This window comes from Hydrogenophaga sp. RWCD_12, assembly GCF_046604225.1.
In the GTDB taxonomy this organism is placed as follows: Bacteria; Pseudomonadota; Gammaproteobacteria; order Burkholderiales; family Burkholderiaceae_C; genus Hydrogenophaga.
The window spans coordinates 270,132-296,790 of sequence record NZ_JBKIXC010000003.1 but is presented as its reverse complement, the minus strand read 5'-3'; the positions used below and the strand labels follow the sequence as shown (position 1 = coordinate 296,790).

Here is a 26,659-nt window from a genome sequence, read left to right as displayed (position 1 = left end):
CCCCGAAGCACCGGCCAGGAGACACACATGACTTTCCAGACACCCCGTACCGAGGGTGGCGCTTCGCGCCGCCATGTTCTTTCCGCCGGCTTGGCCGCCGCCGGCCTGGGCGCTTTCCCCATGCTCGCCCGGGCCCAGGGCAACACCCTGCGCATCGGTGTGGTCAGCCCGCGCTCGGGCCCGCTGGCCCTGTTCGGCGAAGGCGACGGTTTCGTGCTCGACCAGGTGCGCAAGCAGCTGGCCGGTGGCATCGAGGCCGGTGGCAAGCGCTACAGCGTCGAGTTCATCGCCAAGGACACGCAGAGCAACCCGGTGCGCGCCGCCGCCATGGCCAAGGAGCTGATCAACAGCGACAAGGTCGACTTCGTGCTGTCCACCTCCACGCCCGAGACGGTGAACCCGGTGGCCGACGCCTGCGAGGCCGCGGGTGTGCCCGCGCTCTCGACCACCAGCCCCTGGGAGGCCTTCTACTTCGGCCGTGGCGCCAAGCCGGGCGAGCCCTCGCCGTTCAAGTGGACCTACCACTTCTGCTTCGGCGTGGGCAACTTCGCCAAGCTCTACACCGACCAGTGGAGCAAGGTGCCGACCAACCGGAAGGTGGGCATGCTGCTGCCCGCCGATGCCGATGGCAACGCCATCCGCGGCATGCTGATTCCCGCGCTGCAGAAGGCCGGCTTCACCGTGGTCGACGCCGGCCCGTACCAGAACGGCCTGACCGACTTCTCGGCCCAGATCGCGCTGTTCCGCAAGGAAGGCGTGGAGATCTTCAACACCTTCCCGTTTCCGCCCGACTTCGCCGTGTTCTGGCGCCAGGCCGCCCAGCGCGGCTTGGCCAAACAGGTCAAGGTGGTGCAGATGGCCAAGGCCGGCCTGTTCGCGGCCGAGCTGGAAGCGCTGGGCCAGCTGGGCAATGGGCTGCACGCGGGCGCCTACTGGCACCGCAGCTTCCCCTTCGCGTCGCCGGCCACGGGCATGACCAGCACGCAGCTGGCGGACGCCTACGAAAAGGCCAGCGGCAAGGCCTGGAACCAGCAGATCGGCGCCACCGCCTCGCTGTTCGACGCCGCCGTCGCCACGCTGCGCAGCGCGGCCGACCCCAAGGACCGCGCCTCGCTGGCGCAGGCCATGTCGCGCCTGAAGGCCGACACCGCGGTCGGCCCGGTGGACTTCACGGCCGGCCCGGTGCCCAACTGCGCAACCACCGGTCTGGTGGGCGTGCAGTGGCTGCGCGGCAAGGGCGGGGCCAACAAGTTCGGGCTGGAGATCGTCTCCAACGCCGACCACCCCAAGGTGCCGTTGACCGCTGCGATGAAGCCTTATCAGCTCGGGGCCTGAACGTGTCGGAGACCGCCATCCTCGAAGCCGAAGGCGTGTGCAAGCACTTCGGCCGCCTGCAGGTGCTGCACGGTGTGGACCTGCGCCTGCGCCGCGGCGAAGCGCTGGGTGTGGTCGGCCCCAACGGCGCCGGCAAGACCACGCTGTTCGGCGTGCTGGCCGGCACGCTGCCGGCCAGCAGCGGCCGCGTCGCCTTCGATGGCCAGCCCATCGACGCCTGGGATGCCGCGCGCCGCTGCCGCGCCGGTATCGCGCGCACGCACCAGGTGCCGCGGCCCTTCCTGGGCCTGAGCGTGTATGAGAACACCCTGGTCGCGGCGCAGCATGGCGCCGGCCTGCGCGGGCACGAGGCCGAGGCGGCGGTGCGGCACAGCCTGTCGCGCTGCGGGCTGGCGGGCCTGAGCCAGCGCACCGCGGCCAGCCTGGGACTGATGGACCGCAAGCGGCTGGAACTGGCGCGCGCCCTGGCCACGAAGCCGCGCGTGCTGCTGCTCGACGAGATCGGCGGCGGCCTGACCGAAGCCGAACTCGTCACGCTGTCTGCCCTGGTGGCCTCGCTGCGCGACGAAGGGCTGACCGTGGTCTGGATCGAGCATGTGCTGCACGCCCTGCTCAAGGTGGTGGACCGGCTGGTCTGCATGGACGCCGGCACGGTGCTGGCGCAAGGCGATCCTCAAACGGTCATGAACGACTCGCGTGTGGTCGAGGCTTATCTCGGTGGGGTGCCTGCATGAACCCGAATGAGTCCCGCAGCGTGCTGCTCGAAGCGCGCAACCTGTGCGCCAGCCACGGCCAGCTGATGGCCGTGCGCGAGGTGTCGCTGCAGCTGAAGGCCGGTGAAACCGTCGCCCTGGTGGGCTCCAACGGCGCGGGCAAGACCACCCTGCTGCGCACCCTGGCGGGCGTGCATCCCGCCGGCGGGGGCAGTGTCCTCCTGGCCGGCGCCGAGGTGACCGCGTTGCCGGCGCACCGCCGGGTGCAGCAGGGGCTGGCCCTGGTGCCCGAGGGTCGGCGCCTGTTTGCCGACATGACGGTGCGCGAGAACCTGCTGCTGGCCCGCGAGCACCGCGGACGGCTCCGCGAGGGCGATGCCGGTTGGACCATCGAGCGTGTGGTGCAGGCCCTGCCCGCGCTGGCGCCGCTGATGAACCGGCCCGCCGGCGCGCTCTCGGGCGGGCAGCGGCAGGCCGCCGCCATCGCCCGCGCGCTGATGACCAACCCCGCCGTGCTGCTGATCGACGAGGTTTCGCTGGGCCTGTCGCCGCGCGCGGTGGACGAGGTCTACACCCACCTGGCCGAACTGCGGCGCGAAGCCGGCACCACCCTGCTGCTGGTGGAGCAGGACCTTGCGCGCGCCATGGCCTTCGCCGACCGGGTGCTGTGCCTGCGCGAGGGCCGCATCGTGCTCGCCGCGCCCGCCGCCGACCTGGATCGCCAGACCGTCACCGACGCCTATTTCGGCATGGAGCACGCTGCATGATCGACGCCCTCATTCAAGGCACCCTGCTGGGGGGCTACTACGCCGTGCTGGCGGCCGGACTCTCGCTGATGTTCGGCGTCATGCGCATCATCAACCTGGCGCACGGCGACCTGGCCATGCTGGGCGCCTTTCTCGTGCTCTGGTTGGTCGGCCTGGGCTGGTCGCCCTGGCTGGCGGTGCTCGTGACCGTGCCCGTGATGGGCGCGGTCGGCATGCTGCTGCAGCAGTGGGTGCTGGCGCGCACGCTGTGCTCGGGTGTGCTGCTGCCGCTGCTGGTGACCATGGGGCTGGGTGCCCTGATCCAGAACGGTCTGTACGGCGTGTTCGGTTCCGAGGCGCGCTCGCTGGCCGACGCGCTGGGCGAGCTGTCCTGGGCCAGCTGGACGCTGCCGGGCGACATCGTGGTCGGCCAGCTGCCGGTGCTGACCCTGGTGCTGGGCGTGGCGGTGCTGGCCGGGCTGCAGGCCCTGCTGGGCTGGACGCGCCTGGGCCGCTCCATCCGCGCTGCGGCGTCCGACCCGGAGGCCGCCGCGCTGTGCGGCGTGGATGCGGCCGGCGTGCACCGGGCCGCCGCCGCGATCTCGGTCGGGCTGGCGGCGCTGGCCGGCGCCATGCTGGCCACCCGCGCCACCATCGAACCCTACGCCGGTCCCCTGCTGCTGATCATGGCCTTCGAGGCGGTGGTCATCGGCGGCATCGGCTCGCTCTGGGGCACGCTGCTGGGCGGCATCCTGCTGGGCCTGGCGCAGAGCTTCGGCGCGCTGGTCTCGCCGCAGGGCTTTCAGCTCGGCGGGCATCTGCTGTTCCTGGCGGTGCTGGGCGGCCGGCTGTGGGGCCAGTACCGCCACGGCCTGGGGCTGTCGGTCTGGCCCGTGCCCCGTCGGAAGACGCCGCCCGCTGCGGTGACAACAGCGCTGGAGGCACAGCCATGAAGCGCTCCACACATCAACCCATTCTCTGGATGCTGGCGCTGGCCCTGGTGCTGGCCTCGCTGCCCCTGATGCTGGGTGCCAACACCATTGACAAGCTCACGACGCTGTTCATCTTCATGCTGCTGGCGACCACCTGGGGTCTGCTGGCGGGGCAGGCCGGTCTGGTCTCTGTCGGCCAACAGGCGTTCTTCGGTCTCGGCGCCTACTTCGCGCTGCGCCTCGTCGACGGCGGCTGGTCGGCTTACCCAGCCTTGTTCGCCGGTGCCGTGGGCGCCGCGGTGGTGGCCTGGGTTCTGTCCTTCTTCGTGCTGCGCCTGAAGGAAGGTGAGTTCGCCATCGCCACCTGGGTGGTGGCCGAGGTGATCCGCATTCTGGTGATGCTCGATCCGATCGTGCAGGGCGAGACCGGTACCTCGCTGCTGGCGCTGAACCAGGTGGATCCCGAGCTGCGCCGCAACCTCGGTTTCTGGATGGCGCTGGGCTCGCTGGTGTTCATGCTGGGTGTGACCGCCTGGCTGCTGCGCAGCGCGGTCGGCACCGCCACCCGCGCCATCGGCGAAGACGACGAGGCCGCCGCCTCGCTCGGCGTGCGCGTCACGCCCACGCGGCGCCGGGTCTATGTGCTGGCGTCCTTCGGCGCGGCGCTGGCCGGCGTGGCCTGGCTGGCGTCGGCCATCACTTTTCTGCCGCGCACCAACTTCGGCGTGCAGTGGTCGGTGCTGATGCTGTTCATGGCCCTGGTCGGCGGCCTGCGCAGCCAGTGGGGCCCGCTGGTCGGTGCCTTGCTGCTGTTCGTGCTGCAGGAAAGCCTGGGCCACCTGGGCGCCTGGTACCTCGCGGGCCTCGGTGCCGTCGCCATGGTGTTCGCGCTCTGGTTGCCGCGCGGCCTGGCCGGTGTCTGGGACGCCTGGCGCGCCCGCCGGCACCAACCAACCGATCCCTCCCTTTCCATCACCAACCTCCCAAGGAGTTCCACACCATGAGCGTGCAAGGCAAAACCATCGTCATCACCGGCGTCAGCTCGGGCATCGGCAGCGACACCGCCAAGCTGCTGCGCCTGCAGGGCGCCCGCGTCATCGGCGTCGACCGCAACGACCCCCTGCTGACCCTGGACGGCTTCGTCAAGGCCGACCTGTCCACCCCCGAGGCCATCGACGCCGCCATCGCCCAGCTGCCCGGGCGCATCGACGCGCTGTGCAACATCGCCGGTGTGCCGGGCACCGCGCCCGTGGACCTGGTGGCCAAGGTCAACTACCTTGGCCTGCGCCACCTCACGCTGGACCTGCTGGACCGCATGGACGGTGGCAGCGTGGTCAACATCGCTTCCATCCTGGGCGCCGAATGGCCGGCCCGCTTGGAGCCGCACCGCGCGCTGGGGCAGACCGCATCGTTCGCCGAAGGCCAGGCCTGGCTGGACCAGCATCCGGTGGCGCAGGAGACCTGCTACCAGTACTTCAAGGAAGCGCTGATCGTCTGGACGTACACCCAGTCGCAGAAGCTCTTCATGCAGCACAACGTGCGCATGAACTGCGTGGCGCCCGGCCCGGTGTTCACGCCCATCCTGGGCGACTTCGTGCAGATGCTGGGCAGCGAGCGCGTGGAGAAAGACGCCCACCGCATGAAGCGCCCCGCCTTCAGCGACGAGGTGGCGCCGGTGATCGCCTTCCTGTGCAGCGACGCGTCGCGCTGGGTCAGCGGTGTCAACCTGCCGGTGGACGGCGGGCTGGCTTCCACCTACCTCTGAGCGGAGACGGCTGTGCGGTCGCTGCTTTCCGTACGTTCGGCCTGGCGGTGGGTGGCGGGTGCGCTGCTGGCCGCCCTGGCCACGGCGGCGCCGGCCCAGAACGAGCGCCCGATCCGCGTCGGCGCCGTGAGCGCGCTGGGCGTGCAGGCGGGCTTCCCCGAGTCCTCGCAGGCGGCGCGCCGCTACTTCGACGCCGTCAACGCCGCGGGCGGCGTGAACGGCCGGCGCATCGAGTACCTGTCGCTGGACGAAGGCCCCAGCCCCCAGACCGCGGCCGGTGCTGCCCGGAAGCTGATCGCCGACCCGGAAGTGGTGGCCCTGGTGGGCGGCTCGGGCCTGTTCGACTGCCCGGTCAACGCCGCCGCCTACGCGACCGCCGGGCTGGTGTCGCTGCAGGGGGCATCGGTGGCGCCCGAGTGTTTTGCCTCGTCGCACATCGTGCCCATGAACAACGGGCCCTACCTGGGCCTGGAGAACGCGATCGCGTTTGCGGTCGAGCACCTGAAGAAGGCGCGGGTCTGCGTGACGATCCTGGACTTGCCCGGCATGGCGGCCGGCTACCAGCGCTCGCTGGAGCGGCTCAAGCCCTCGATGAAGGCCGCCCTGGACGACGTGGCATTCATGCCGCCCGATGCCGACTTCGCTGGCGCCATCCGCGAGCGCCTGGCGCGGCGCTGCGATGCCATCGTGTTCACCGGCCATGAGCCCACGGTGCTGCGCTGGCTCGCCGAGGCCCAGAAGCAGGGCCTGGGCGAGACCGACTGGATCTTTCTGACCCCGGCCTACACCGACCAGGTGGCCCGGGCCATCCGCGATCCGAAGGCGCGCGTGCACGCCATGGCCGAGTTCGAGCCCTGGCAGAGCGCCTCGCTGGCGATGCTGGACTGGAAACGCGTGATGCGCGAGGGCGGCCTGCCGCTGAGCGCCCTGTCGCAGGGCGGCTACGTGTCGGCGCAGCTCTTCGTGCGCGTGGCGCGCCAGATTCCCGGGCCCGTCACCCGCGCCTCGTTCGCCCGCGCCCTGCGCGAGCTGCCGCCGACCGAACTTTCTTTCCTGGGCATGCCCTTCCACGTCGGGCAGGCCCCGGCCCATGCGCCCAACCGCGCCAGCCTGCCCGTTGCCTGGCGCAACGGGCTCTGGAAGATCGCCGCCCCGGTCTGGATACAGGCACCACCCCTGACCGCAGGCCCACCCTGAACACCCATTTTTTTCAACCACAAGAGGAGACTTCATGAAAAAGACCACCGTGTCCCTGACCGCCCTGGCCCTGCTGGGCGCCACGTCGGCGAGCTTCGCCACCGAAGGCGGCGGATCGAGCTATCCGATCGGCGCCGAGAACCACCTGGCCGGCGCGGCGCCGCCTCCGGGCGTCTATGTGCTGGAGTACGTCAACGTCTACAGCGCCGATCGCCTCAACGACGGTCAGGGCAACGCCGTGCCGGTGCCCGGCTTCAAGGTGAAGGCCACCGCGGCCGCGACGCGCATTGCCTGGGTGACGGACACGCCGGTGATGGGCGGTCAGCTGGTGGCCCACGCCATCCTGCCGCTGGTCAACGTCAAGGTCAGCGCCGCTGGCCAGTCGTCGTCGCGTTCCGGTCTGGGGGATGTGAGTCTGGGCACCGGCGTTGCCTGGCACCACTCGCCCCAGTTGCACAGTGTCGCGGCCGTGGACGTGGTGCTGCCGGTGGGCGGCTACGACGCGTTGCGGCCGGTCAACATCGGCCGCAACTACGCGTCGATCCAGCCGGCCTACCTGGTCTCCTGGATCGATCCGAACGGACTGAATGCCGACACCAAGATCGGCATGAGCTTCAACCGCACCAACAAGGACACCGGCTACCGCTCCGGCAGCGAACTCAACATCGACTACGCGCTGGGCTGGGGACTGGGCAATGGCTGGGTGGTGGGCGTGGGCGGCAACCTCTACCAGCAGCTGTCGGAAGACAAGCGCAACGGGCAGTCGGTGCCGGGCTCCAAGGGGCGCGCCTATTCGGTCGGACCCAACGTGAAGTACGACAGCGGCAAGGGCTGGTTCATCACCGCGAAGCTGAGCAAGGAGTTCTCGGTGCGTTCGCGCAGCGAAGGCACCTCGTTCTGGATCAAGACCACCATCCCTTTCTGAAGGAAGCACGATGACCGATCAGTTCGCATCGATGGATGGCGCGAGGATCCGCTACCGGGACAGCGGTGCTTCCGGGCCGGTGGTGCTCATGACACACGGCATTGGCGAGTCGCTGGAGTTCTGGCACCGCCAGTTCGAGGTCCTCGGCTCATCGGTGCGGCTGATCGCCTGGGACATGCCCGGCCACGGCCTGTCGGATGAGCGGGCAGACGCCCTGGATCTCGAAGGCCTGGCGGCCGTGGCCTGGAAGCTGCTGGACCAGTTGGGGGTCGAACAGGCGCACCTGGTGGGCAACTCGCTGGGCGCGGCGATGTCCCTGCGCATGGCCGCGCAGGCGCCGGGCCGTGTCCGGTCGCTGCTGCTGGCCAATTCGGCGGCCTTGGGGCCCGAGGTGTTCGGGGCGTTCCGCCTCATGACGCTGCCGCTGCTGGGCGAGCTGATGAACCGGCCGGGCCCGATGGCCGTGGCGCAGCAGATCAAGGCCATCGTGCACCGCCCCACGGCGATCACACCCGAGGTCCGGACCGCAATCGAGCGCAACATCCACCGGCCAGGCGGGGGAAAGCACTTTCTGGCCTTGTTGCGCGGGCTCACCACCCTGAAGGGTCAGCGCCCCGGTGTGTGGCAGCGTTCGCACGAGATCCTGCGCCAGCTGCAGGGCCTGCCGGTGCTGGTGATTCACGGCGAACACGACACGGTGCTGCCGGTCGATCATTCCCGCCGCGCCCACGCCATCGCGCGCGGCTCGGATCTGGTGGTGTTCGATGACTGCGGGCACACGCCCCAGCTGGAAAAGCCCGAGCGGTTCAACCGCCTGCTGCGGGAACTGGTCGAGCGCAGCCCGGCCTGATCACCACTGACCGCTTTCCATGCGAATCGCGACCTCGCAGTCGGCGAAGATTTCCAGCTTGGCGATCTTCACCCGCACGCCGATGACGCCGGGCAACTGCATCAGGCGCCGCGTGAGTTTGCCGATCAGGCTCTCCAGCAGGTTGATGTGCTCGGCAGTGCACTCGTCGATGATGATCTGGCGCACCTTGCGGTAGTCCAGCACATGGCTGATGTCGTCGTCGTGCGGCAGCAGCGGTTGTGTGCCCTGGTTGAGTTCGGCGTCGACCTGGATCGGCTGCGGCGCGGTCTTCTCGTGCTCCAGGATGCCCAGGCTGGCGTCGAAGCGCAGTCCGGTCAGCGTGAGGATCTGGGTGCCGGTGTGGTTCGTGGTGTTCATGCCGGTGTCGCCTCACATCATCGAAAAATCGCGCGCAAAGCGCATCAGGTGCTGGCCGCCGTCGACCAGCAGCGTGGTGCCGGTGATCGAGCGGTTGGTCAGCGCAAAGACCACCGTGGCGGCCACGTCTTCGGGGGTGGACGAGCGGCCCAGCGGCGACTGCCGGTGCAGCGCCTGGAACTTCTCGTCGGACAGCATGTGGCTGGTCAGGGTCAGGCCGGGCGCCACGCCGACCACGCGCACCCGCGGTGCCAGCGCCATGGCCAGCATGCCGGTGGCCGTTTCCAGGGCCGCCTTGGACAGCGTGTAGCTCAGGAAGTCGGGGTTGAGGTTCCAGAGCTTCTGGTCCAGCAGGTTGACCACCGCCCCTTCGGCCTCGCGCGCGACCAGGTGCGCGTGCAGCGCCTGCGCGAGCAGGATCGGCGCACCGGTGTTGCTGCGCAGGTGGGATTCCATGGCGGCAAAGCCGAAGCTGGTCGCGTCGTCGTGTTCAAACAGCGAGGCGCTGTTGACCACCGCGTCGACCGCGCCGAAGTGTTGCGCCACCGCCGGCAGCAGGGCGCGCACGCCGGCTTCGTCGCTGAGGTCGGCGTAGAACGGCTGCGCGCTGCCCGGGCGGCCCGTGAGCGCGTCGCATTCACCGGCCGTGGCTTGTGCCTCGGCGACCGAGTGGCGGTGGTGCACGGCCACGTTCCAGCCGGCGCGCGCCAGCGACAGCGCGATCTCGCGCCCGAGGCGGCGGCCCGCGCCGGTGACCAGGGCGGTGGGGTGGGGAGACGCGGTGGGCGGGGAGGTGCCGGGCATGGCGGACGACCGATCTAGGACAATGGGCGGGTGAGTACCGACACCGTGAATGAGTCTTCCAGTTTAACGAGCACCCTGCGGGCCCGGGTGGCCGAGGCCATCCGCGCGGCCGGCGGCTGGCTGTCGTTCGACCGCTTCATGGCCATGGCCCTGTACGAGCCGGGCCTGGGCTACTACGCCAACCGCAGCCCGAAGTTCGGCCAGATGCCGCAGGGCGTGGCGGGGCAGGGCAGCGACTTCGTGACCGCGCCCGAACTGTCGCCGCTGTTCGGACAGACGCTGGCCCGGCAGGTCGCGCAGGCCCTGGCGGCGACGGGAACCGACGAGGTCTGGGAGTTCGGCGCCGGCACCGGGGCGCTGGCGCTGCAGGTGCTCGATGCGCTGGACGCATTGGGGCAACTGCCGCGCCGCTACACCATCGTCGACCTCTCGGGCACGCTGCGCGAGCGGCAGCAGGCCACCCTGGCGCGCCACGCAGGCCGCGTGCACTGGGCCGACCGCCTGCCCGAGGCCTTCGAGGGGGTGGTGCTGGGCAACGAGGTGCTGGACGCGATGCCGGTGCAACTGCTGCGCCGCGTGGGCGGGCAGTCCGACGGTGTGTGGCACGAGCGGGGTGTGGTGCTGGCCGACGATGGCCGGCTGGCCTGGGGCGACCGGCCAACGGACCTGCGGCCACCGCTGGACATCGAAGGTCCTCACGACTACCTGACCGAAATCCATGCGCAGGGTGAGGCCTTCATCCGGACCCTGGCCGAACGCTGGACCCGCGGCGCAGGGTTCTTCATCGACTACGGGTTCCCCGAGGCCGAGTATTACCACCCGCAGCGCCACATGGGCACGCTGATCTGCCACCGCGCGCACAAGAGCGACGACGATCCGCTGGCCGACCTCGGCCTCAAGGACATCACGGCGCACGTGAACTTCACCGGCATCGCGCTGGCCGCGCAGGATGCGGGTCTGTCCGTGCTGGGCTACACCTCGCAGGGCCGTTTCCTGATCAACGCCGGCCTGCTGGATGCCGCGAAACACGCCGCTCCGAAGGAGAACGCGATGCTGGGCAAGCTGGTGAACGAACACGAGATGGGCGAGCTGTTCAAGGTGATCGGTCTGGCCCCCGGAGCGAGCGCGCAGGGCTGGGATCCGATCGGGTTCTCCAGCGGCGACCGCACCCACCGGCTGTAGGACAGAACCATGATCCGCTGGATGATCGTCATCTTTCTGGCCCTGCTGCTGATCAGCTGGTTCACGCCGCTGCTGCACAAGCTGGGTTTCGGCAAGCTGCCGGGCGACCTGCGCTTTCGCGCCTTCGGTCGCGAGTGGTTCATCCCGCTGACGACGACCATCCTGCTGAGCTTCATCGCGAGCCTGATCGGCCAGGTCATCTGATACCCCGCAGGGTGTCTCTTGAAGCGTCGACGGGCAACCCCATCTACAGGGGAATCCATGGAGTCACCCGTGAACACCACCACCGAATCCCTGCACGTCGTCTGCCCGCACTGCCACACCACCAACCGCGTCGCGGCGGACGATCTGCGCCAGGCGCCCGATTGCGGCAAGTGCCACCGCCCGCTGTTCGGCGGCCATCCGGTCGAACTCGGTGAAGCGGCCTTCGACAAGCATGTCGGGCGTTCCCAGTTGCCGGTGCTGGTCGATTTCTGGGCGCCGTGGTGCGGCCCCTGCCGCACGATGGCGCCGCAATTCGAGGCCGCGGCCCGCGAACTGGAGCCTGGCGTGCGCCTGGCCAAGGTCAACACCGAGGAGGCGCAGGCGCTGGCGACGCGGCTGAACATCCGCAGCATTCCGACGCTGGCGCTGTTCGTGAACGGGCGTGAGGTGGCGCGCCAGCCCGGCGCCATGGGGGCTGCCGACATCGTGCGCTGGACCCGGTCTCACCTGGGTTGAAGACCTCGCGTCTGGCGGTGCCAGGGCTGTAATTTGGTTACGGCTCCGGCATAATTCCGGGACCTTCCCCGGACCCGATGCCATGCTCCAGACCTCTCCCGACACCACCCGCCTGCTGGCCGACATTGGTGGAACCAATGCCCGTTTTGCCTGGCAGGCGGCACCCGGCGCACCGATCACCGACGTGCGCGTGCTGCCCGGCGCGCAGTACCCGACGCTGCAGGCGGCCATGCACGCTTATCTCGACGGACTGGGGCGCGGCGCACCGGCCTCGGTGGCGATCGCGATCGCCAACCCGATCACCGGTGACATGGTCCGCATGACCAACCACGACTGGGCGTTCTCGCAGTCGGCGGTCAAGGCCGAGTTCGGTCTGCACAACCTGCGCCTGCTCAACGACTTCACCGCCCTGGCCCTGGCTTTGCCCGACCTGCCGGCCGACGAATTGCGCCAGGTCGGCGGTGGCGAGGCCGTGCCGGGCGTGGCCATGGGCCTGGTCGGCGCGGGCACGGGCCTGGGGGTTTCGGGTCTGCTGCCCGACGGTTTTGGTGGCTGGGTGCCGCTCGAAGGGGAGGGCGGTCACGTCACCTTGCCGGCGACCACGGCGCGCGAACGGACCGTCATGGACGGCCTGATCCGGCGCTATGGCCACGCCTCCGCCGAACGCGTGTGTTGCGGCCAGGGGCTGGTCGACACCTGCGCGATCCTGTGCGAGGCCGACGGCGTCACCGCGCACGGTCTGGACAGTGCCAAAGCCGTAAGCGAGGCCGCCCTGCAGGCCGGCCATCCGCAGGCGCTGGAAGCCATGAACCTCTTCTGCGCCATGCTCGGCTCGGTGGCCGGCAACCTGGCGCTCACGCTGGGCGCGCGCGGGGGCGTCTACGTCGGCGGCGGCATCGTGCCTCGCCTGGGCGCCTGGTTCGACACCTCGCCGTTCCGGGCCCGGTTCGAGCAGAAGGGCCGCTTCACCGGCCTGCTGCAAGGCATGCCGGTCTGGGTCATCACGTCACCGCAGTCGCCCGCCCTGCTGGGTGCGGCGCGGGCGCTCGACGGCCGCCACTGAAACTTTGTCACAGCGGGTCAGGGTTACTCCTGATGCCCGGATTCATTAATTAATGAAAAATTAATGAATCCGGCGGCATGGTGCCGCTCCGGATCGAACCGCGCCGCGCCCAGATGCGGGTCCGGCGTCCCTTCTTTACTGGAGACATGATGATGAAACTCTCGAAACTCGCCACCGCTGTTGCTATCGCCATGGCCGGCTCTGCCGCCTTTGCCGGCGAGGTGGAGGTCCTGCACTGGTGGACCTCGGGCGGTGAAGCCAAGTCGGTGGGCGAGCTCAAGAAGATCATGCAGGGCAAGGGCCACACCTGGAAGGACTTCGCCGTGGCCGGCGGTGGTGGTGATGCCGCCATGACCGTCCTGAAGAGCCGCGTCGTTGCCGGCAACCCGCCCGCCGCCGCGCAGATCAAGGGACCCGGCATCCAGGAATGGGCCAACGAAGGTGTGCTGGCCAACCTGGACGCCGTCGCCAAGGCCGAGAAGTGGGACAGCCTGCTGCCGGGCGTGGTCGCCGATGTCATGAAATACAAGGGCAACTACGTCGCCGCGCCGGTCAACGTGCACCGCGTCAACTGGATGTGGGCCAACAGCGCCGTGCTGAAGAAGGCCGGTGTCACGGGCGCGCCCAAGACCTGGGACGAGTTCTTCGCCGCTGCCGACAAGGTCAAGAAGGCCGGCCTGATCGCCGTCGCCCACGGTGGCCAGAACTGGCAGGACTTCACCACCTTCGAATCGGTGGTGCTGGGTGTCGGTGGCGCCAAGTTCTACCAGGACGCGCTGATCAAGCTGGACCAGAAGGCCCTGACCAGCCCGACCATGACCAAGTCGCTGGAAACCTTCCGCAAGATCAAGGGCTACACCGACCCCGCCGCTCCCGGCCGCGACTGGAACCTGGCCACGGCCATGGTGATCCAGGAAAAGGCCGCCTTCCAGTTCATGGGTGACTGGGCCAAGGGCGAGTTCACCGCTGCCGGCAAGGTGCCGGGCAAGGACTACATCTGCGCCGCCGCTCCTGGCACGGCCAATGCCTACACCTTCAACGTCGACTCGTTCGCGATGTTCAAGCTCAAGGACGCCGCCGCACAGAAGGCCCAGGGCGATCTGGCTGCCTCCATCATGGGCACCGAGTTCCAGGAAGTCTTCAACCTGAACAAGGGCTCCATCCCGGTCCGCCTGGGCATGAAGATGGACAAGTTCGACGACTGCGCCAAGCTCTCCAGCAAGGACTTCGTCGACACCGCCAAGAGCGGTGGCCTGGTGCCCTCGATCGCCCACGGCATGGCGGTCAGCCCCGCCGCCGAAGGCGCCATCAAGGACGCCGTCAGCCAGTTCTGGAACGACGACAAGATCTCGGTTGCCGACGGTGTGAAGAACATCGCCAAGGCCGCCGCGACCAAGTAAGCCCCTCCCTCCCGCAACAGTCCTGCCTGTTCACCCCGCACCTGCGGCGGGGTGCGGGCGGTCTGTTGCCGGACGGATGCACAACGTCACTTCTTCCTTGCCCACCATGCCCCAGTCCCACCGCTTCCGCCGCGTCGTCGCGTCGCTGCTGGCCAGCGTCTGCCTGGGTGCCTGGGCGGGCGAGGTCGAGGTGCTGCACTACTGGACTTCCGGTGGTGAAGCCAAGTCGCTGGCCGAGCTCAAGGGCATGATGGCCCAGCGCGGGCACAGCTGGAAAGACTTCGCCGTGGTCGGTGGCGGCGGGCAGAACGCGATGGACGTGCTCAAGGCGCGGGTGCTCGCGGGCAACCCCCCGGCGGCGGCCAACATCAAGGGGCCGGCGATCCAGGAATGGGCGTCGCTCAATGTGCTGAGCAACCTCGACGCGATGGCGTCCTTCGACCGCTGGGACGAGGTGTTGCCCAAGGTCGTGGCCGACCAGATGAAATACAAGGGCCGCTATGTGGCGGTGCCGGTCAATGTGCACCGCGTCAACTGGCTCTGGGCCAACGCCGAGGTGCTGCGCAAGGCCGGCGTGAACGAAGCACCGCGCAACTTCGACGAATTCTTCAAGGCCGCCGACAAGGTGCGGGCGGCCGGTCTGATCGCCCTGGCCCATGGCGGCCAGGACTGGCAGGACTTCACCACCTTCGAATCGGTGGTGCTGGGCGTGGGCGGGCCGAAGTTCTACGACAGTGCGCTGGTGAAGCTCGAGCCCGCCGCGCTGGGCAGCGACACCATGCGCCGTTCGCTGGACACCTTCCGGCGCCTGCGTGGTTATGTCGACGACGCTTCGCGGGGACGCGACTGGAACGTCACCACCGAACTGGTGATCCAGGGCAAGGCGGGCTTCCAGTTCATGGGCGACTGGGCCAAGGGCGAGTTCCTCGCCGCCGGCCAGCAGCCTGGCAAGGACTTCCGCTGCTTCCCGGCGCCGGGCACGGCCGAGGCCTTCACCTTCAACGTCGACTCCTTCGCCATGTTCCAGCTCAAGGGCTGGGAAGCGCAGAAGGCGCAGGGCTACCTGGCCTTCCTGTTGATGGGCAAGGACTTCCAGGAGCGCTTCAACCTCCGCAAGGGCTCGATTCCGGTGCGCCAGAACGTGGCGATGGACAAATTCGACGAATGCGCCAAAGTCTCCTCCGGGGACTTCTCCAAGGCCGCCAAGGCAGGCACCCTGGTGCCTTCGGTGGCGCATGGCATGGCACTGGCCCCGGGGCAGCAGGCAGCGATGCGCAAGCTGGTCTCGGATTTCTGGAACAACCCGCAACTCTCCGTGAACGACGCACAGAAACAACTGCTGGCCCTGCGGCCGGCGCATTGAAGACACCGCGATGAAATCCTTCGAAAACCTCCTGCCCAAGCTGGTGATCACCCCAAGCTTCGTGCTGGGCTTCGCCTTCATCTACGGGCTCATGATCTGGAACGGCGTGCTGTCGGTCACCGGCTCGCGCATGCTGCCCAACTACGACACCTTCGTGGGCCTGGACCAGTACGTGCAGCTCTGGTCGATGGACCGCTGGTACGTGGCGCTGAAGAACCTGGCGATCTTCAGCATCCTGTACGTCGGCGGTTCGATGCTGGTCGGCATGATCCTGGCGATCTTCCTGGACCAGAAGATCCGCGCCGAAGGCTGGCTGCGCACGATCTATCTCTACCCCATGGCGCTGTCGTTCATCGTGACCGGCACGGCCTGGAAGTGGATCCTCAACCCCAGCGACGGCCTGCAGAAGCTGATGCACGACCTGGGCTGGGCGACCTTCAACTTCGACTGGCTGGTGCAGTCCGACTACGCGATCTACTGCGTGGTGATCGCGGGCATCTGGCAGTCGGCGGGCTTTGCGATGGCGCTGTTCCTGGCCGGCCTGCGCGGCATCGACGACAGCATCATCAAGGCCGCGCAGATCGACGGTGCCTCGCTGCCGCTGATCTATTGGCGCATCATCCTGCCGATCCTGCGCCCGGTGGTGTTCTCGACCATCCTGGTGCTCTCGCACCTGTCGATCAAGAGCTTCGATCTGGTGATGGCCCTCACGGCCGGCGGTCCCGGTTACGCGACCGACGTGCCCGCGACCTTCATGTACACGATGAGCTTCACGCGCGGCCAGATCGGCCTGGGCGCGGCCAGCGCCACCATGATGCTGGCAACCGTCGCCGCCATCGTGGTGCCCTATCTCTATTCCGAACTGCGGAGCAAGCCCCATGACCGCTAAACCCCTGTCCCTCTCCCGCGTGGCTGTCTACGGCCTGCTGCTGGTCGCTGCGCTGTTCTTCCTGGCGCCGCTGTACGTGATGATCGTCACCTCGCTCAAGGATGCCGAGCAGATCCGCAGCGGCAACCTGCTGAGCCTGCCGCACGGCCTGAACTTCGAAGCCTGGGCCCTGGCCTGGTCGACCGCCTGTACCGGCGTCGACTGCCGGGGCCTCAAGCCCTACTTCATGAACTCGGTGGTGATGGCGGTGCCGGCGGTGCTGATCTCGACCGCCTGGGGCGCGATCAACGGCTACGTGCTGAGCATGTGGAAGTTCCGTGGTTCGGAAGTGCTGTTCGGCTTCCTGCTGTTCGGCGTGTTCATGCCGTTCCAGGTGGTGCTGCTGCCGATGAGCCAGGTGCTGGGCATGCTGGGCCTGTCTTCCTCGATCGGCGGTCTGGTGCTGGTGCACTGCCTGGCCGGCATGGCGGGTACGACGCTGTTCTTCCGCAACTACTACACGGCCGTGCCGCGCGAGCTGGTGAATGCCGCGCGCATCGACGGCGCGGGCTTCTGGCGCATCTTCTGGCGCATCGTGCTGCCGATGTCCACGCCCATCATGATGGTCACGCTGATCTGGCAGTTCACCAACATCTGGAACGACTTCCTGTTCGGGGTCGCCTTCAGCGGCGCCGACAGCAAGCCGGTGACCGTGGGCCTGAACAACATGGCCAACACCACCAGCAGCGTCAAAAGCTACAACGTGGACATGGCCGCGGCGATCATCGCCGGCCTGCCCACCATGCTCGTCTATGTGCTGGCTGGCCAGTACTTCGTCAAAGGTCTGACGGCCGGTGCCGTCAAAGGTTGAAATTCATGGCATCACCACTCCACATCAAGGGCATCCGCAAGGCGTTCGGCAAGGGCGACAAGACGGTCGAAGTGCTCAAGAAGATCGACATTGATGTCGCTCCTGGCGAATTCCTGATCCTGGTCGGGCCCTCGGGCTGCGGCAAGTCCACGCTGCTGAACATCATCGCCGGCCTCGAAGAGCCGACCGAAGGCGAACTGCACATCGGTGGCAAGAACGTGATCGGCATGCCGCCGGCCCAGCGCGACATCGCCATGGTGTTCCAGAGCTACGCGCTCTACCCGACCATGACCGTGGCCGACAACATCGGCTTTGCGCTGGAAATGCGCAAGGTGCCCAAGCCCGAGCGCGACAAGCGCATCCAGGAAGTGGCGACCATGCTGCAGATCGAGCACCTGCTCGACCGCCGTCCGGCCCAGCTCTCGGGCGGCCAGCGTCAGCGCGTGGCCATGGGCCGCGCCCTGGCGCGCGACCCGCAGCTGTTCCTGTTCGACGAGCCGCTGTCCAACCTGGACGCCAAGCTGCGCGTGGAAATGCGCGCCGAGATCAAGCGCCTGCACCAGCACAGCGGCATCACCACGGTCTACGTGACCCACGACCAGATCGAGGCCATGACCCTGGGCAGCCGCATCGCGGTGATGAAGGGCGGCATCCTGCAGCAGATCGGCACGCCGGACGAGATCTACCGCCGCCCGGCCAATACCTACGTGGCCGGCTTCATCGGTTCGCCGACCATGAACTTCGTCGACGGCCGCATCGAGCGCAGCGGTGACAACGGCCGCTTCGTGTTCGCCGGTGGCGCGCTGGACCTGCCATGTCCGGCCGGCCCCGAGGTCACGCTGGGCCAGCGGCCCGAGCACATCCACCTGGCCGACGACGCTACCTGGCGCGGCGAGGTGTTCCTGGTCGAGCCGACCGGCGCCGACACCTACGTGGTGGTGAAGACGGCGGCCGGCATGGTGACGGTGCGCGAGCCGGCCAACACCAAGGTCAATGTGGGTGACACGGTTGGCATGTCGGTCAGCGGCCGGCACAACAACTGGTTCGACCGCGCCTCCGGCAACCGCATCGATTTCTGATCAGGCGAGCGTCAGCACCACGCGGAAACCCTGCGGGCTGACGCTCTCGGCGCGCGCCTGGCCGCCGTGGCGGCGCGCGATCTCGCTCACGATCGCCAGCCCCAGGCCGCAGCCGCCGGGATGTTCGCTGGCGCGCCAGAAGCGCTGGAACACATGGGCCATGTCGGCCTCCGACAGCCCCGGCCCGTTGTCTTCGACCAGCAGCCGGGTGGCTTCGCCGTCGGCTTCGACCTTGAGCGTGACCGCGCTGCCGCGCGGCGTGTAGCGCAGGGCGTTGTCGATCAGGTTGGCCATGGCCTCGCGCAGCTGCAGCGCGTCGCCCTGCACCGTGCGGTGCTGCGCGCCTTCGAAACCCAGGTCGACGCCGGCCGCGACCGCGCGCGGTGTCCATTCACGCGCCACCTCGCGCGCCAGCGCGGCCAGGTCCAGCGGCTCGCGCCGCGCCGTGGTCTCGGTGCGCGCCAGCGTCAGCAGCTGGTGCACCAGGTGGGCGCTGCGTTCGGCGCCCGTGAGCACCTTGCCCAGCCGCGCGCCCAGTACCGGATCGGTGTTCTCGCGCTGCGCCAGTTCGACCTGGCTGATCAGGCCGGCCAGCGGCGTGCGCAGCTGGTGGGCGGCGTCGTTGATGAAGCGCTTTTCCTGGTTCACGTTGCGCGCCACCTCGCCCAGCAGGCCGTTGATGGCCTGCACCAGGGCGTGCACCTCGTTGGGCGCCTGCGTCATTCCGATGGGCGAGAGCGCGTTCACCGAGCGGTTCTCCAGCTGCGCGGTCAGGCGCGTGAGTGGCGTCAGGCCACGCTGGATGCCGCCGTAGACCGCCAGACTCAGCAGCACGCCCGCTGCCAGCAGTGGCGCCAGCATGTCGGCGATCAGCTCGCGCGCGATGCGCTGCTGCACGGCCAGGCTCTTGCCGACCTGCACGCGCAGCGTCTGCGGCGCATCGGTCTCGCCGTAGTTGACGTCCAGCGCCACGATGCGCAACGGCTTGCCGTCGATCTCGGACGCGTACAGCAGCGGTTCCTCGGTGCCGCCGATACCTGCCGGCGGCTGCGGCAGCTTCTGGTTGCCCAGCAGGAACTGGCCCGGCGGCGACGAGACGGTGTAGCTGATGCGGTCCTTGGGGTCCTGTTCCAGTACGTCCTGCGCCGCGCGCGGGAAGTCGATCAGCAGGCCCGAGCCGATGGGCTTGACCTGGCGCGCCAGCGCGCGCACCGACTGCGTGAGCGACTGGTCAATGCCTTTTTCGGCGTAGGACAGCGCGATCCGGTAGGCCAGCAGACCACCACCGGCCCAGAGCACCAGCTGCGGCAGCAGCAGCCACAGCAGCAGCTGGCGCCGCAGCGAGAGCCGGGTGGTGGTCGCGGCCGTCATGGCGCGCCGGTGTTTTCCAGCAGGTATCCCAGGCCGCGGATGTTGCGGATGTTCAGCGTCGACCCGGCCAGCTTGCGCCGCAGGCGGTGCACATAGACCTCCAGCGCGTTCGAGTTCACGCCAGCCTCGCCGGGATCGGACTGCCAGACCGAGAGCACGTCTTCTCGGCTGACCACCTGACCGGTGTGGCGCACCAGCAGGTCCAGCAGCGACCATTCGCGCTGGGTCAGGTCGATCGGCTCGCTGCCCAGCCAGGCACGTGGCAGCACCGGGTCGACCCGCAGGGTGCCGGGGGAGGGCGGCGGCGCGGGGACCTGCGGGCTGGGGCCAAAGGCGGGCAGGCTGGCGCGGCGCAGCATGGACTGCAGGCGGGCCAGCAGCTCGTCGCGGTTGAAGGGCTTGGTCAGGTAGTCGTCGGCACCGGCGTTCAGCCCCTCGACGCGGTCCTCGATGCCGTCGCGCGCCGTCAGGATCAGCACCGGCAGCGCAGGCAGGCGCTGGCGAAGCCGCCGCAGCACCGTCAGGCCGTCGATCTTGGGCAGGCCCAGGTCGAGCACCACGCCTTCGTAGGCACCGGATTCCAGCCGGGCCAGCGCCTGTTCGCCGTCGGCCGCGGTGTCGATGCGGTGGCCGGCCTGCATGAGCTGTGCGCCCAGGCCGTCCCGCAGCAACTCGTCGTCTTCCACAATCAGCAAATGCGCCATGGGCGGGATTATCCGGGCAGTGGTGTCGACGGCGCGGGCGACAGGGCCTGTGCCACCACGCGGCACCGGGCTAGGTGCAGCGCCTGTGAGATGCGCAGGCCGAGGTCGCGGGCACCGGCATGGGCTTGCGAGACCTGCTGTGCGATGGCGGCACTGTCGACCGACAGCGCTGCACGCAGCGCCAGCAGCAGGCGTTCGCGCTGCGGGTACGGGCGCTCCTCGAAACCCAGGCGCCCGCGGGCGTCGCATTCGCAGGCCAGCAGCACGTCGACGAAACGCTCGGGCCGGCGCAGTGCGTCGCAGCGCTCCAGCAGGCGCAGCGTGGGGGTAGCGTCGAGGCCCTCGCTGCGGTGGACGTTGCCATGTTCGCGCGCCACCACGTCGGCCAGTTCGCGGCTGTCGCGCGGCACGCGCCAGCGCTCGCAGACACCCTGGAGCAGATCGGCACTGCGGGCCTCGTGGTCGATGTGGCGCGGCAGCACGTCGGCCGGCGTCGTGCCCTTGCCCAGGTCGTGGCACAGGCAGGCAAAGCGCACCGGCAGGCTGGCGCCGAGCCGCGCGGACATGTCGAGCACCATCATCAGGTGCACGCCGGTGTCGACCTCGGGGTGGTAGTCGGCCCGCTGCGGCACGCCCCAGAGCCGGTCCACCTCCGGCAGCAGGCGGGCGAGGGCGCCGCAATCGCGCAGCACCTCGAACATGCGGCTGGGGCGTTGCTCCATCAGGCCGCGCGAGAGTTCCTGCCAGACGCGCTCGGCCACCAGGTGGTCGACCTCGCCGTCGTTCACCATCTGCACCATCAGGGCCCGGGTTTCCGGCGCCACCGTGAAATCGGGAAAACGGGCCGCGAAACGTGCCAGCCGCAGGATGCGTACCGGGTCTTCGGCGAAGGCGCCGGTCACGTGCCGCAGGATGCGCGCCTGCAGGTCGCGCTGGCCGTGGTAGGGGTCGATCACGGTGGCGCGCAGTACGTCATCGGCCTGCGACTGCGCCACCGCCATTGCGTTGATCGTCAGGTCTCGCCGCGCCAGGTCCTCTTCCAGCGTGACGCCGGGATCGGTGTGAAAGTGGAAGCCGTGGTAGCCCGGTGCGGTCTTGCGTTCGGTGCGGGCCAGCGCGTATTCCTCGCGGGTCTGCGGATGCAGGAACACCGGAAAGTCCTTGCCCACCGGCAGATAGCCATCGGCGGCCATGTCACCGGGCGTGGCACCGACCACCACCCAGTCGCGGTCGACATGGGCAGCCGCTGCGGTGTCCCGCGCCAACAGGGCGTCGCGCACCGCGCCACCCACCAGATAGATGTCCATCCGGCAAGTGTAGGGCGGACCTGTGCAGCAGCGGGGCGTGGGGGCTCATAGATCCGGCGCCGGGCCGCCCCATGCCGGATCAGTCCCCTCGGGGGGCGGCGACCCGCGCAGCGGTGGAGCGTGGGGGCTTTACCTCGCCCGGTACGGTTCGTCGAAGGCGATGAAATCGTGTTCGGCCAGCGCCTGTTGTGTCCAGGCCTGCACGCCGGGCAGCGCCAGCACACGGTCGACATAGGCCTGGATCTGCGGCTCCAGCGGCAGCGCGTAGGTGCGCAGCCGGGTACAGACGGGCGCGAAGTAGGCGTCGGCGACGGTGAAGCCGCCGAACAGCATCGGGCCGCCGTGTTCGGCCAGCAGGCCCGTCCACATCGCCGTCAGCCGCGCCACGTCGGTGCGCACGCCGGCCTGGTCGCGCCAGACGATGCGGCCGATCTCGGGCAGCGAGGCTTCGAGGTTCATCGGGCAGTGGTTGCGCAGGGCGGTGAAGCCGCTGTGCATCTCGGCGCAGACGCTGCGCGCCCGGGCTCGTGCCTTGGCGTCGGCGGGCCAGAGACTTTTTTCGGGAAAGCGCTCGGCCACGTACTCGGCGATCGCCAGCGTGTCCCAGACCGCGAAGCCGTCGTCGACCAGCACCGGCACCTTGCCGACCGGGTTGATGGCCGACACCGTGGTCTTGAAGGTGGAGGTGGCGTCGAACGCGTCGAAGCGCACCATCTTTTCTTCAAAGGGGATGCCGGCCTGGGTCAAGAGCACCCAGGGGCGCATGGACCAGGACGAATAGTTCTTGTTGCCGACGTAGAGCTGCAGTGACATGGAGTCCTCCGTGAATGGAGACGCCATGCTAAGGCCGGCCGCGGACCGGATTGATGCCAAAACACGGCCCGATTGATTCGGACCGGCAGAGCCTTATGGAGCTCAGGCGTATTTTTCGAGGATGCGGGTCGAGCGCTCGACCTCGCGCAGGGTCTGGTCTTCCGACTCGGAGACCGACACCGCTTCCATCACCGAGCAGGCCATCATCCGGTAGAAGGCCTTGTCCATCGCCTTGCGGGCGGCCGACATCTGCTGCGCCACGTCCTCGCAGGGGCGGCCGGACTCGACCATCTCGATCAGGCCGCGCACCTGGCCCTCGATCCGCTTGAGGCGGTTGACCACGTCGCGCTGATGTTCCGCACGGAACGTGGCGGGGGTGCCTTCCGGGGCGGTCGGCTTGGTCTTGGCGGTGCTGCTGGCCATGGTGGTTTCCGTGAAGATGGGACCGGTCGAGTGTGCCAAAAAATCAGGGCAGCTCGCGGTTGTAGGTTTCCGGATGCGCCGACGGGCCGACGATGCCCAGGCGCGAACGCAGGGACTGGGGCTGGCCGGTGATCAGCGCGGCGTAGTGCGTGGTGTTGGCCAGCACCTTCTTGACGTAGTCGCGGGTTTCCTCGAACGGGATGTTCTCGGCCCAGATTTCGCCGGCCAGCGTCGGACCCTGGCGCCAGGTCCGGGCCCGGCCCGGACCCGCGTTGTAGGCGGCGGCGGCCAGCGGCATCGAGCCTTCGAGGTCGTCCAGCGCCAGCTTCAAGTACGCGGTGCCGATCAGGATGTTGGTGTCGCGGTCGGCGATCTGGTGCGGCTGGAAGTCGGTCAGGCCGATCTTGCGCGCGGTCCAGCGGGCGGTCGCCGGCATCACCTGCATCAGGCCGGAGGCACCGACGCCCGAGCGCGCTTCGGTGATGAAGCGGCTCTCCTGCCGGATCAGCCCGTAGACGTAGGCCGGGTCCAGGCCGATCTCGCTGGTGCGCTTGACGACCTGGGGCCGGAACGGCATCGGGAAACGCTGCGAGGCGTCCTGCACCTCGCGCGTGCGCTCGCTGGTGTTGATGCAGCGGTCCCAGATTTCAAGCTGGCAGGCCAGCGCGGCCGCCGCCAGCAGCTCGCGATCGCCCATGCCGCCGCGCGTGTGCAGGTTGGTGGTGTAGTTCCATTCGCGCACGCCTTCCGTGCGCAGACCCAGGCGCATTGCGGCCAGCGCGCGCTGCAGACCGGGATTGGTCTGGGCGAAGGCGAGTTCCTGCGAGGTCAGCGGTGGCGGTGGCGGCGGTTCAACCCAGGCCCGGCCGAGTTCTTCCAGCGCGAGCTGCTCGTAGAAGCCCTGGCCGCCGGCGATCTGGCGGTAGAGGCCGCCGGCGACGATGTGGGCGGTGAGCACGTCGGGTTCCCGGAGTGCCTGCGTGGCCCGCGCCCGCCAGTAGACCCAGGCCGGTTCCTGGCGCTGCGGTTCATCCATCACCGCGATGGCGTCGCGCACATGGCCCCAGGCGCCGGCCCGCAACCCGGCACGGACCTTCCATGCCAGGTGGTCGGCGTGCATGTGGCGGTCCTGGCCATTGGCGAAGGCCGTCAGCGCCTGGTCCTGCAGCCCCGTGGTCTGCGCCATGCGCTTGCCGATCACGCCCCAGAGCCAGCTGCGCTCTTCGTCGGTCAGCTGCGCCTTCCAGCGGGTGTGGTCCATTTCGCGCGCCGCGGCGGCAGGGTCCAGGCTGGCCAGCCGGATGATGGCCAGCGTCACCAGCTCCTTGGTGCGCGGGCGGATGGCGGTGATCTTCTCGTTCAGGTAGCGCGCCGGTTCGGCGGCAATGGAGTTGACCATCACCACCCAGTCCGGGTTGAGCAGGTTGACCGCCTGCGACACGATGGCGGGCTTGTTGCCTTCCATGCCCAGACGGGCGCGCTGCCAGGCCACCTCGGGCTTGAGGTGACCGCTGTCGAGGAAGGCCTTGGCGGCGGTGGCGCAGCCGTCTTCGGCCTGGGGCTGGGCGTGCCACAGCGTTGCGACCTGCCGCGCGACCTCGTCGGAGGGGCGGCGGCGCGCCACGGCATCCAGCATCAGGGCGTAGCACTGGATCTGCTTGTCGTCGCCCATGCGGTAGCGCGGCAGCTCGGTCTCAAAGGTGGTCCAGTCGCGCTGTTTGCCCAGTTGCAGCAGCCAGTCGGCGCGCAGCCGGTCCTCCCAGTAGGTGCCGGCCATGCGGGCCATGGCCGAACGCATGTCGGCCGGCGTGGCCGACTCCAGGCGCGCCTTGGCTTCCCAGTACACCGCCATCGGTTCGAGCGGGTGTCCCTGCACCCGCCACAGCAGGGCAGTGAGGGTCGAGGTGGCGTTGCGGCGGAAGGCCTCGCGCATCTCCAGCAGCGCGCTGTCGGCGCTGGTCTGCGCCCAGGCTGCACTCTGCAGCAGCAGGGCGGCCATAATGGGCAGAACCCCCTGTTTCAAGCGCATCAGTTTCATGCGGCGATTATGGACAACAACCCAGTGAGCCCCGCGAAAGACCCATCGGCACCCGGCCCCAAACCCGGCTGGCGCAAACAGCTGATCGAGAAGCGCCAGAACCTGGCCGACCGTGCCTGGCGCAACGACCTGTTGCAGCGCGTGATGCGGGTCTGGCTGATCCACCGGCCGGACACCGTGATCGGGGCCTATTGGCCCATCAAGGGCGAGTTCGACCCGCTGCCGGCGCTGTTCCGCTGGCAGGAAGCCGGGCTGGAGGAAGACGCCCAGAGCGCCGCCCGCCAGCGCCGCATCGGCCTGCCGGTGGTCAACAAGGTCGACAAGACCCTGACCTTCTACAGCTGGTACCCCGGCTGCCCGATGGAAGAGGATGCTTACGGTATCCCGAAACCGAAGGACACCGAGATCATCGAGCCGACGCTGATCTTCGTGCCGTGCGTGGGCTACGGGCCCGGCGGCTACCGGCTGGGTTACGGCGGCGGCTTTTACGACCGCACCCTGGCTTCGCTGCAGCCCAAGCCGTTCACCGTGGGTCTGGGCTACGACTTTGCCTACCTGCCCGACCTGCAGCCGGAGATCCACGACGTGCCGCTGGACGCGATCCTCGCCGACACCGGCGTGATGTGGCCCCTGAAGGGCTGAAGCGGTGGCGTGCCTGCAGCACCAGTGGGTGCACATCGCCTACCGCGAAACCAGCGCCTTCACCGAAACCTACGGCTTCTCGGGCAGCCAGGGCGCGGTCAACCTCGAAGGGGTGCTGATCAGCGCACCGGGCGCCTCGCGCGAGCAGGTGTTCCTGATGATGCATCCCAGCTCGACATTGCAGCTGCTGCCGCTGCCGCCAGAGCTGGCCACGGCCGGATATCCGGTGCTCTGTATGGGCAGCCGCTATGCCAAGAACGACACCGCGCTGATCATGGAGAAGGTCGCGCTGGACATGGGTGCCTGCGTGCGCCACGCCAAAGAGGTGCTGGGCTTCCGGCGCGTCGTGCTGATGGGCTGGTCGGGCGGGGGCTCGCTGGCACTGTTCTACCAGTCGCAGGCCGAGCACCCGACGATCACCCACACCCCGGCCGGTGACCCGGTCGACATCGTGGGCGCCGGCCTGATCCCGGCCGACGCGGTGGTGCTGGAGGCTGCGCACCGCTCGCGGGCCCAGTGCCTGCGCGACTGGATCGATCCGTCCGTGACCGACGAGGCCGACCCCGACCGGCGCGACCTGGCCTTCGACTTGTATGCGCCCGATCTGCCGGTGAAGCCACCATACCCGGCCGACTGGCTGGCGGCCTACCGCGCAGCCCAGCTGTCGCGCATGCGCCGCATCACGGCCCGTGTGAAAGAGACGCTGGAGGCGCTGAAGCAGCGGGGTGGTGCCGAGCTGGAGCGGGGCTTTGTCACGCACCGCACGCTGGCCGATCCGCGGTTCCTCGATGGTTCCATCGACCCCAACGGCCGCCCGGTGGGGCGCTGTTACCTGGGGGTGCCAGAAACGGTGAACACCGGGCCGGTGGGCATGGCGCGCTTCTCGACCTTGCGCTCCTGGCTGTCGCAATGGTCCATCGACGACTCGCGTGCCGACGGCGAGGCCTGCGCGCGGCAGATCGCGGTGCCGTTGCTGGCGATCGAACATGGCGCCGACGACGCCGTGCCCCAGCCCGACATCGGAATCATGTTCGCAGCCGCCGGCAGTGCCGACAAAACCATGCAGGTCATTCCTGGCGCCAACCACTACTTTCAGGGCCAGCCGGAGCAGCTCAAGCAGGGCGTGGCGCTGGTCAGCACCTGGGTGCGGCAACGCTTCGGCTGACTTGC

At 68.8% G+C, this 26,659-nt stretch carries 28 protein-coding genes; 20 read left to right on the top strand and 8 right to left on the bottom strand.

From position 1 onward, the window contains the following. Positions 1-27 precede the first annotated feature (27 nt). Genes ACLIJ1_RS13360 through ACLIJ1_RS13320 form a run of 9 tightly spaced genes read left to right on the top strand, consistent with a single transcriptional unit; the run spans position 28 to position 8,463 of the window. A complete protein-coding gene (locus ACLIJ1_RS13360) occupies positions 28-1,335 on the top strand; it encodes an ABC transporter substrate-binding protein (RefSeq protein ID WP_411366028.1) in 1,308 nt (435 codons plus the stop codon). 2 nt (positions 1,336-1,337) lie between these two features. Continuing rightward, complete coding sequence (locus ACLIJ1_RS13355) at positions 1,338-2,069, top strand: ABC transporter ATP-binding protein (RefSeq protein WP_411366027.1); 732 nt, start codon at positions 1,338-1,340, stop codon at positions 2,067-2,069. Next, positions 2,066-2,815: an ABC transporter ATP-binding protein gene (locus ACLIJ1_RS13350; RefSeq protein ID WP_411366026.1), complete on the top strand. Its 750-nt coding sequence runs from the start codon at positions 2,066-2,068 to the stop codon at positions 2,813-2,815. The genes ACLIJ1_RS13355 and ACLIJ1_RS13350 overlap by 4 nt, the downstream gene beginning before the upstream one ends. Next, the gene (locus ACLIJ1_RS13345; protein WP_411366025.1) at positions 2,812-3,747 is read left to right on the top strand and encodes a branched-chain amino acid ABC transporter permease; all 936 of its coding nucleotides are present in this window, start codon (positions 2,812-2,814) and stop codon (positions 3,745-3,747) included. The genes ACLIJ1_RS13350 and ACLIJ1_RS13345 overlap by 4 nt, the downstream gene beginning before the upstream one ends. Beyond that, on the top strand, positions 3,744-4,730 hold the full coding sequence (locus ACLIJ1_RS13340; RefSeq protein ID WP_411366024.1) for a branched-chain amino acid ABC transporter permease: 987 nt from the start codon (positions 3,744-3,746) through the stop codon (positions 4,728-4,730). Before ACLIJ1_RS13345 ends, ACLIJ1_RS13340 begins: the two co-directional genes overlap by 4 nt. Then, positions 4,727-5,491: a coniferyl-alcohol dehydrogenase gene (locus ACLIJ1_RS13335; RefSeq protein WP_411366023.1), complete on the top strand. Its 765-nt coding sequence runs from the start codon at positions 4,727-4,729 to the stop codon at positions 5,489-5,491. The genes ACLIJ1_RS13340 and ACLIJ1_RS13335 overlap by 4 nt, the downstream gene beginning before the upstream one ends. A gap of 12 nt (positions 5,492-5,503) precedes the next feature. Further along, positions 5,504-6,688, top strand: a complete 1,185-nt coding sequence (locus ACLIJ1_RS13330; protein ID WP_411366022.1) for an ABC transporter substrate-binding protein — start codon at positions 5,504-5,506, stop codon at positions 6,686-6,688. A 34-nt stretch (positions 6,689-6,722) separates the two neighbouring features. Further along, positions 6,723-7,613, top strand: coding sequence for a transporter (locus ACLIJ1_RS13325; RefSeq protein ID WP_411366021.1), 891 nt, complete (start codon positions 6,723-6,725; stop codon positions 7,611-7,613). Between the two features lie 10 nt (positions 7,614-7,623). After that, positions 7,624-8,463, top strand: coding sequence for an alpha/beta fold hydrolase (locus ACLIJ1_RS13320; RefSeq protein ID WP_411366020.1), 840 nt, complete (start codon positions 7,624-7,626; stop codon positions 8,461-8,463). Here ACLIJ1_RS13320 and ACLIJ1_RS13315 read toward each other — a convergent pair whose 3' ends face one another. Both ACLIJ1_RS13315 and ACLIJ1_RS13310 read right to left on the bottom strand, forming a co-directional pair. Next, entirely contained in the window at positions 8,464-8,841 is a 378-nt protein-coding gene (locus ACLIJ1_RS13315) for a dihydroneopterin aldolase (RefSeq protein ID WP_411366019.1), read from the bottom strand. 12 nt (positions 8,842-8,853) lie between these two features. Continuing rightward, positions 8,854-9,645, bottom strand: a complete 792-nt coding sequence (locus ACLIJ1_RS13310) for an SDR family oxidoreductase (RefSeq protein WP_411366018.1) — start codon at positions 9,643-9,645, stop codon at positions 8,854-8,856. A 30-nt stretch (positions 9,646-9,675) separates the two neighbouring features. Between ACLIJ1_RS13310 and ACLIJ1_RS13305 the strand changes: the two genes are divergently transcribed. The 9 genes from ACLIJ1_RS13305 to ACLIJ1_RS13265 all read left to right on the top strand — a co-directional run bounded on the left by ACLIJ1_RS13305 (position 9,676) and on the right by ACLIJ1_RS13265 (position 18,191). After that, positions 9,676-10,827 carry a class I SAM-dependent methyltransferase gene (locus ACLIJ1_RS13305; RefSeq protein ID WP_411366017.1) on the top strand — a complete coding sequence of 384 codons (1,152 nt, stop codon included), beginning with the start codon at positions 9,676-9,678 and terminating at the stop codon, positions 10,825-10,827. 9 nt (positions 10,828-10,836) lie between these two features. Beyond that, positions 10,837-11,031, top strand: coding sequence for a DUF2905 domain-containing protein (locus ACLIJ1_RS13300; protein WP_411366016.1), 195 nt, complete (start codon positions 10,837-10,839; stop codon positions 11,029-11,031). Positions 11,032-11,100: 69 nt separating this feature from the next. Further along, entirely contained in the window at positions 11,101-11,547 is a 447-nt protein-coding gene (gene trxC / locus ACLIJ1_RS13295) for a thioredoxin TrxC (protein WP_411366015.1), read from the top strand. 82 nt (positions 11,548-11,629) lie between these two features. Then, positions 11,630-12,610, top strand: a complete 981-nt coding sequence (gene glk / locus ACLIJ1_RS13290) for a glucokinase (protein ID WP_411366014.1) — start codon at positions 11,630-11,632, stop codon at positions 12,608-12,610. A gap of 149 nt (positions 12,611-12,759) precedes the next feature. Continuing rightward, positions 12,760-14,010, top strand: coding sequence for an ABC transporter substrate-binding protein (locus ACLIJ1_RS13285; RefSeq protein WP_411366013.1), 1,251 nt, complete (start codon positions 12,760-12,762; stop codon positions 14,008-14,010). Positions 14,011-14,116: 106 nt separating this feature from the next. Continuing rightward, on the top strand, positions 14,117-15,373 hold the full coding sequence (locus tag ACLIJ1_RS13280; protein ID WP_411366012.1) for an ABC transporter substrate-binding protein: 1,257 nt from the start codon (positions 14,117-14,119) through the stop codon (positions 15,371-15,373). Between the two features lie 10 nt (positions 15,374-15,383). Then, positions 15,384-16,262, top strand: coding sequence for a carbohydrate ABC transporter permease (locus ACLIJ1_RS13275; RefSeq protein ID WP_411366011.1), 879 nt, complete (start codon positions 15,384-15,386; stop codon positions 16,260-16,262). Next, positions 16,252-17,112 carry a carbohydrate ABC transporter permease gene (locus ACLIJ1_RS13270; protein ID WP_411366010.1) on the top strand — a complete coding sequence of 287 codons (861 nt, stop codon included), beginning with the start codon at positions 16,252-16,254 and terminating at the stop codon, positions 17,110-17,112. Before ACLIJ1_RS13275 ends, ACLIJ1_RS13270 begins: the two co-directional genes overlap by 11 nt. Positions 17,113-17,117: 5 nt before the next feature. Next, complete coding sequence (locus ACLIJ1_RS13265) at positions 17,118-18,191, top strand: ABC transporter ATP-binding protein (RefSeq protein WP_411366009.1); 1,074 nt, start codon at positions 17,118-17,120, stop codon at positions 18,189-18,191. Here ACLIJ1_RS13265 and ACLIJ1_RS13260 read toward each other — a convergent pair whose 3' ends face one another. From ACLIJ1_RS13260 to ACLIJ1_RS13235, 6 genes are all read right to left on the bottom strand, one after another. Then, positions 18,192-19,562: a sensor histidine kinase gene (locus ACLIJ1_RS13260; RefSeq protein WP_411366008.1), complete on the bottom strand. Its 1,371-nt coding sequence runs from the start codon at positions 19,560-19,562 to the stop codon at positions 18,192-18,194. Further along, the gene (locus tag ACLIJ1_RS13255) at positions 19,559-20,266 is read right to left on the bottom strand and encodes a response regulator transcription factor (RefSeq protein ID WP_411366007.1); all 708 of its coding nucleotides are present in this window, start codon (positions 20,264-20,266) and stop codon (positions 19,559-19,561) included. Before ACLIJ1_RS13255 ends, ACLIJ1_RS13260 begins: the two co-directional genes overlap by 4 nt. A gap of 8 nt (positions 20,267-20,274) precedes the next feature. After that, positions 20,275-21,573: a multifunctional CCA addition/repair protein gene (locus ACLIJ1_RS13250; RefSeq protein ID WP_411366006.1), complete on the bottom strand. Its 1,299-nt coding sequence runs from the start codon at positions 21,571-21,573 to the stop codon at positions 20,275-20,277. A gap of 129 nt (positions 21,574-21,702) precedes the next feature. Then, entirely contained in the window at positions 21,703-22,386 is a 684-nt protein-coding gene (locus ACLIJ1_RS13245; protein ID WP_411366005.1) for a glutathione S-transferase family protein, read from the bottom strand. Positions 22,387-22,488: 102 nt separating this feature from the next. Continuing rightward, entirely contained in the window at positions 22,489-22,809 is a 321-nt protein-coding gene (locus ACLIJ1_RS13240) for a metal-sensitive transcriptional regulator (RefSeq protein ID WP_411366004.1), read from the bottom strand. Positions 22,810-22,852: 43 nt separating this feature from the next. Then, entirely contained in the window at positions 22,853-24,838 is a 1,986-nt protein-coding gene (locus ACLIJ1_RS13235) for a transglycosylase SLT domain-containing protein (protein WP_411366402.1), read from the bottom strand. 18 nt (positions 24,839-24,856) lie between these two features. Here ACLIJ1_RS13235 and ACLIJ1_RS13230 point away from each other — a divergent pair, with 18 nt between their 5' ends. Both ACLIJ1_RS13230 and ACLIJ1_RS13225 read left to right on the top strand, forming a co-directional pair. Beyond that, the gene (locus ACLIJ1_RS13230) at positions 24,857-25,489 is read left to right on the top strand and encodes a 5-formyltetrahydrofolate cyclo-ligase (protein WP_411366003.1); all 633 of its coding nucleotides are present in this window, start codon (positions 24,857-24,859) and stop codon (positions 25,487-25,489) included. 4 nt (positions 25,490-25,493) lie between these two features. Next, positions 25,494-26,654 (top strand): alpha/beta hydrolase, encoded by a 1,161-nt coding sequence (locus ACLIJ1_RS13225; RefSeq protein ID WP_411366002.1) that lies wholly within the window; start codon positions 25,494-25,496, stop codon positions 26,652-26,654. Positions 26,655-26,659: the final 5 nt, after the last annotated feature.

What these genes read in the sequence shown, in the direction of transcription:
- ACLIJ1_RS13360 (WP_411366028.1), top strand. Translation starts at nt 28, where the DNA reads ATGACTTTCCAGACACCCCGTACCGAGGGTGGCGCTTCGCGCCGCCAT.
- ACLIJ1_RS13350 (WP_411366026.1), top strand. Translation starts at nt 2,066, where the DNA reads ATGAACCCGAATGAGTCCCGCAGCGTGCTGCTCGAAGCGCGCAACCTG.
- ACLIJ1_RS13345 (WP_411366025.1), top strand. Translation starts at nt 2,812, where the DNA reads ATGATCGACGCCCTCATTCAAGGCACCCTGCTGGGGGGCTACTACGCC.
- ACLIJ1_RS13340 (WP_411366024.1), top strand. Translation starts at nt 3,744, where the DNA reads ATGAAGCGCTCCACACATCAACCCATTCTCTGGATGCTGGCGCTGGCC.
- ACLIJ1_RS13335 (WP_411366023.1), top strand. Translation starts at nt 4,727, where the DNA reads ATGAGCGTGCAAGGCAAAACCATCGTCATCACCGGCGTCAGCTCGGGC.
- ACLIJ1_RS13325 (WP_411366021.1), top strand. Translation starts at nt 6,723, where the DNA reads ATGAAAAAGACCACCGTGTCCCTGACCGCCCTGGCCCTGCTGGGCGCC.
- ACLIJ1_RS13320 (WP_411366020.1), top strand. Translation starts at nt 7,624, where the DNA reads ATGACCGATCAGTTCGCATCGATGGATGGCGCGAGGATCCGCTACCGG.
- ACLIJ1_RS13315 (WP_411366019.1), bottom strand. Translation starts at nt 8,841, where the DNA reads ATGAACACCACGAACCACACCGGCACCCAGATCCTCACGCTGACCGGA.
- ACLIJ1_RS13310 (WP_411366018.1), bottom strand. Translation starts at nt 9,645, where the DNA reads ATGCCCGGCACCTCCCCGCCCACCGCGTCTCCCCACCCCACCGCCCTG.
- ACLIJ1_RS13300 (WP_411366016.1), top strand. Translation starts at nt 10,837, where the DNA reads ATGATCCGCTGGATGATCGTCATCTTTCTGGCCCTGCTGCTGATCAGC.
- glk (WP_411366014.1), top strand. Translation starts at nt 11,630, where the DNA reads ATGCTCCAGACCTCTCCCGACACCACCCGCCTGCTGGCCGACATTGGT.
- ACLIJ1_RS13285 (WP_411366013.1), top strand. Translation starts at nt 12,760, where the DNA reads ATGATGAAACTCTCGAAACTCGCCACCGCTGTTGCTATCGCCATGGCC.
- ACLIJ1_RS13280 (WP_411366012.1), top strand. Translation starts at nt 14,117, where the DNA reads ATGCCCCAGTCCCACCGCTTCCGCCGCGTCGTCGCGTCGCTGCTGGCC.
- ACLIJ1_RS13275 (WP_411366011.1), top strand. Translation starts at nt 15,384, where the DNA reads ATGAAATCCTTCGAAAACCTCCTGCCCAAGCTGGTGATCACCCCAAGC.
- ACLIJ1_RS13270 (WP_411366010.1), top strand. Translation starts at nt 16,252, where the DNA reads ATGACCGCTAAACCCCTGTCCCTCTCCCGCGTGGCTGTCTACGGCCTG.
- ACLIJ1_RS13265 (WP_411366009.1), top strand. Translation starts at nt 17,118, where the DNA reads ATGGCATCACCACTCCACATCAAGGGCATCCGCAAGGCGTTCGGCAAG.
- ACLIJ1_RS13260 (WP_411366008.1), bottom strand. Translation starts at nt 19,562, where the DNA reads ATGACGGCCGCGACCACCACCCGGCTCTCGCTGCGGCGCCAGCTGCTG.
- ACLIJ1_RS13255 (WP_411366007.1), bottom strand. Translation starts at nt 20,266, where the DNA reads ATGGCGCATTTGCTGATTGTGGAAGACGACGAGTTGCTGCGGGACGGC.
- ACLIJ1_RS13250 (WP_411366006.1), bottom strand. Translation starts at nt 21,573, where the DNA reads ATGGACATCTATCTGGTGGGTGGCGCGGTGCGCGACGCCCTGTTGGCG.
- ACLIJ1_RS13245 (WP_411366005.1), bottom strand. Translation starts at nt 22,386, where the DNA reads ATGTCACTGCAGCTCTACGTCGGCAACAAGAACTATTCGTCCTGGTCC.
- ACLIJ1_RS13240 (WP_411366004.1), bottom strand. Translation starts at nt 22,809, where the DNA reads ATGGCCAGCAGCACCGCCAAGACCAAGCCGACCGCCCCGGAAGGCACC.
- ACLIJ1_RS13235 (WP_411366402.1), bottom strand. Translation starts at nt 24,838, where the DNA reads ATGCGCTTGAAACAGGGGGTTCTGCCCATTATGGCCGCCCTGCTGCTG.
- ACLIJ1_RS13230 (WP_411366003.1), top strand. Translation starts at nt 24,857, where the DNA reads ATGGACAACAACCCAGTGAGCCCCGCGAAAGACCCATCGGCACCCGGC.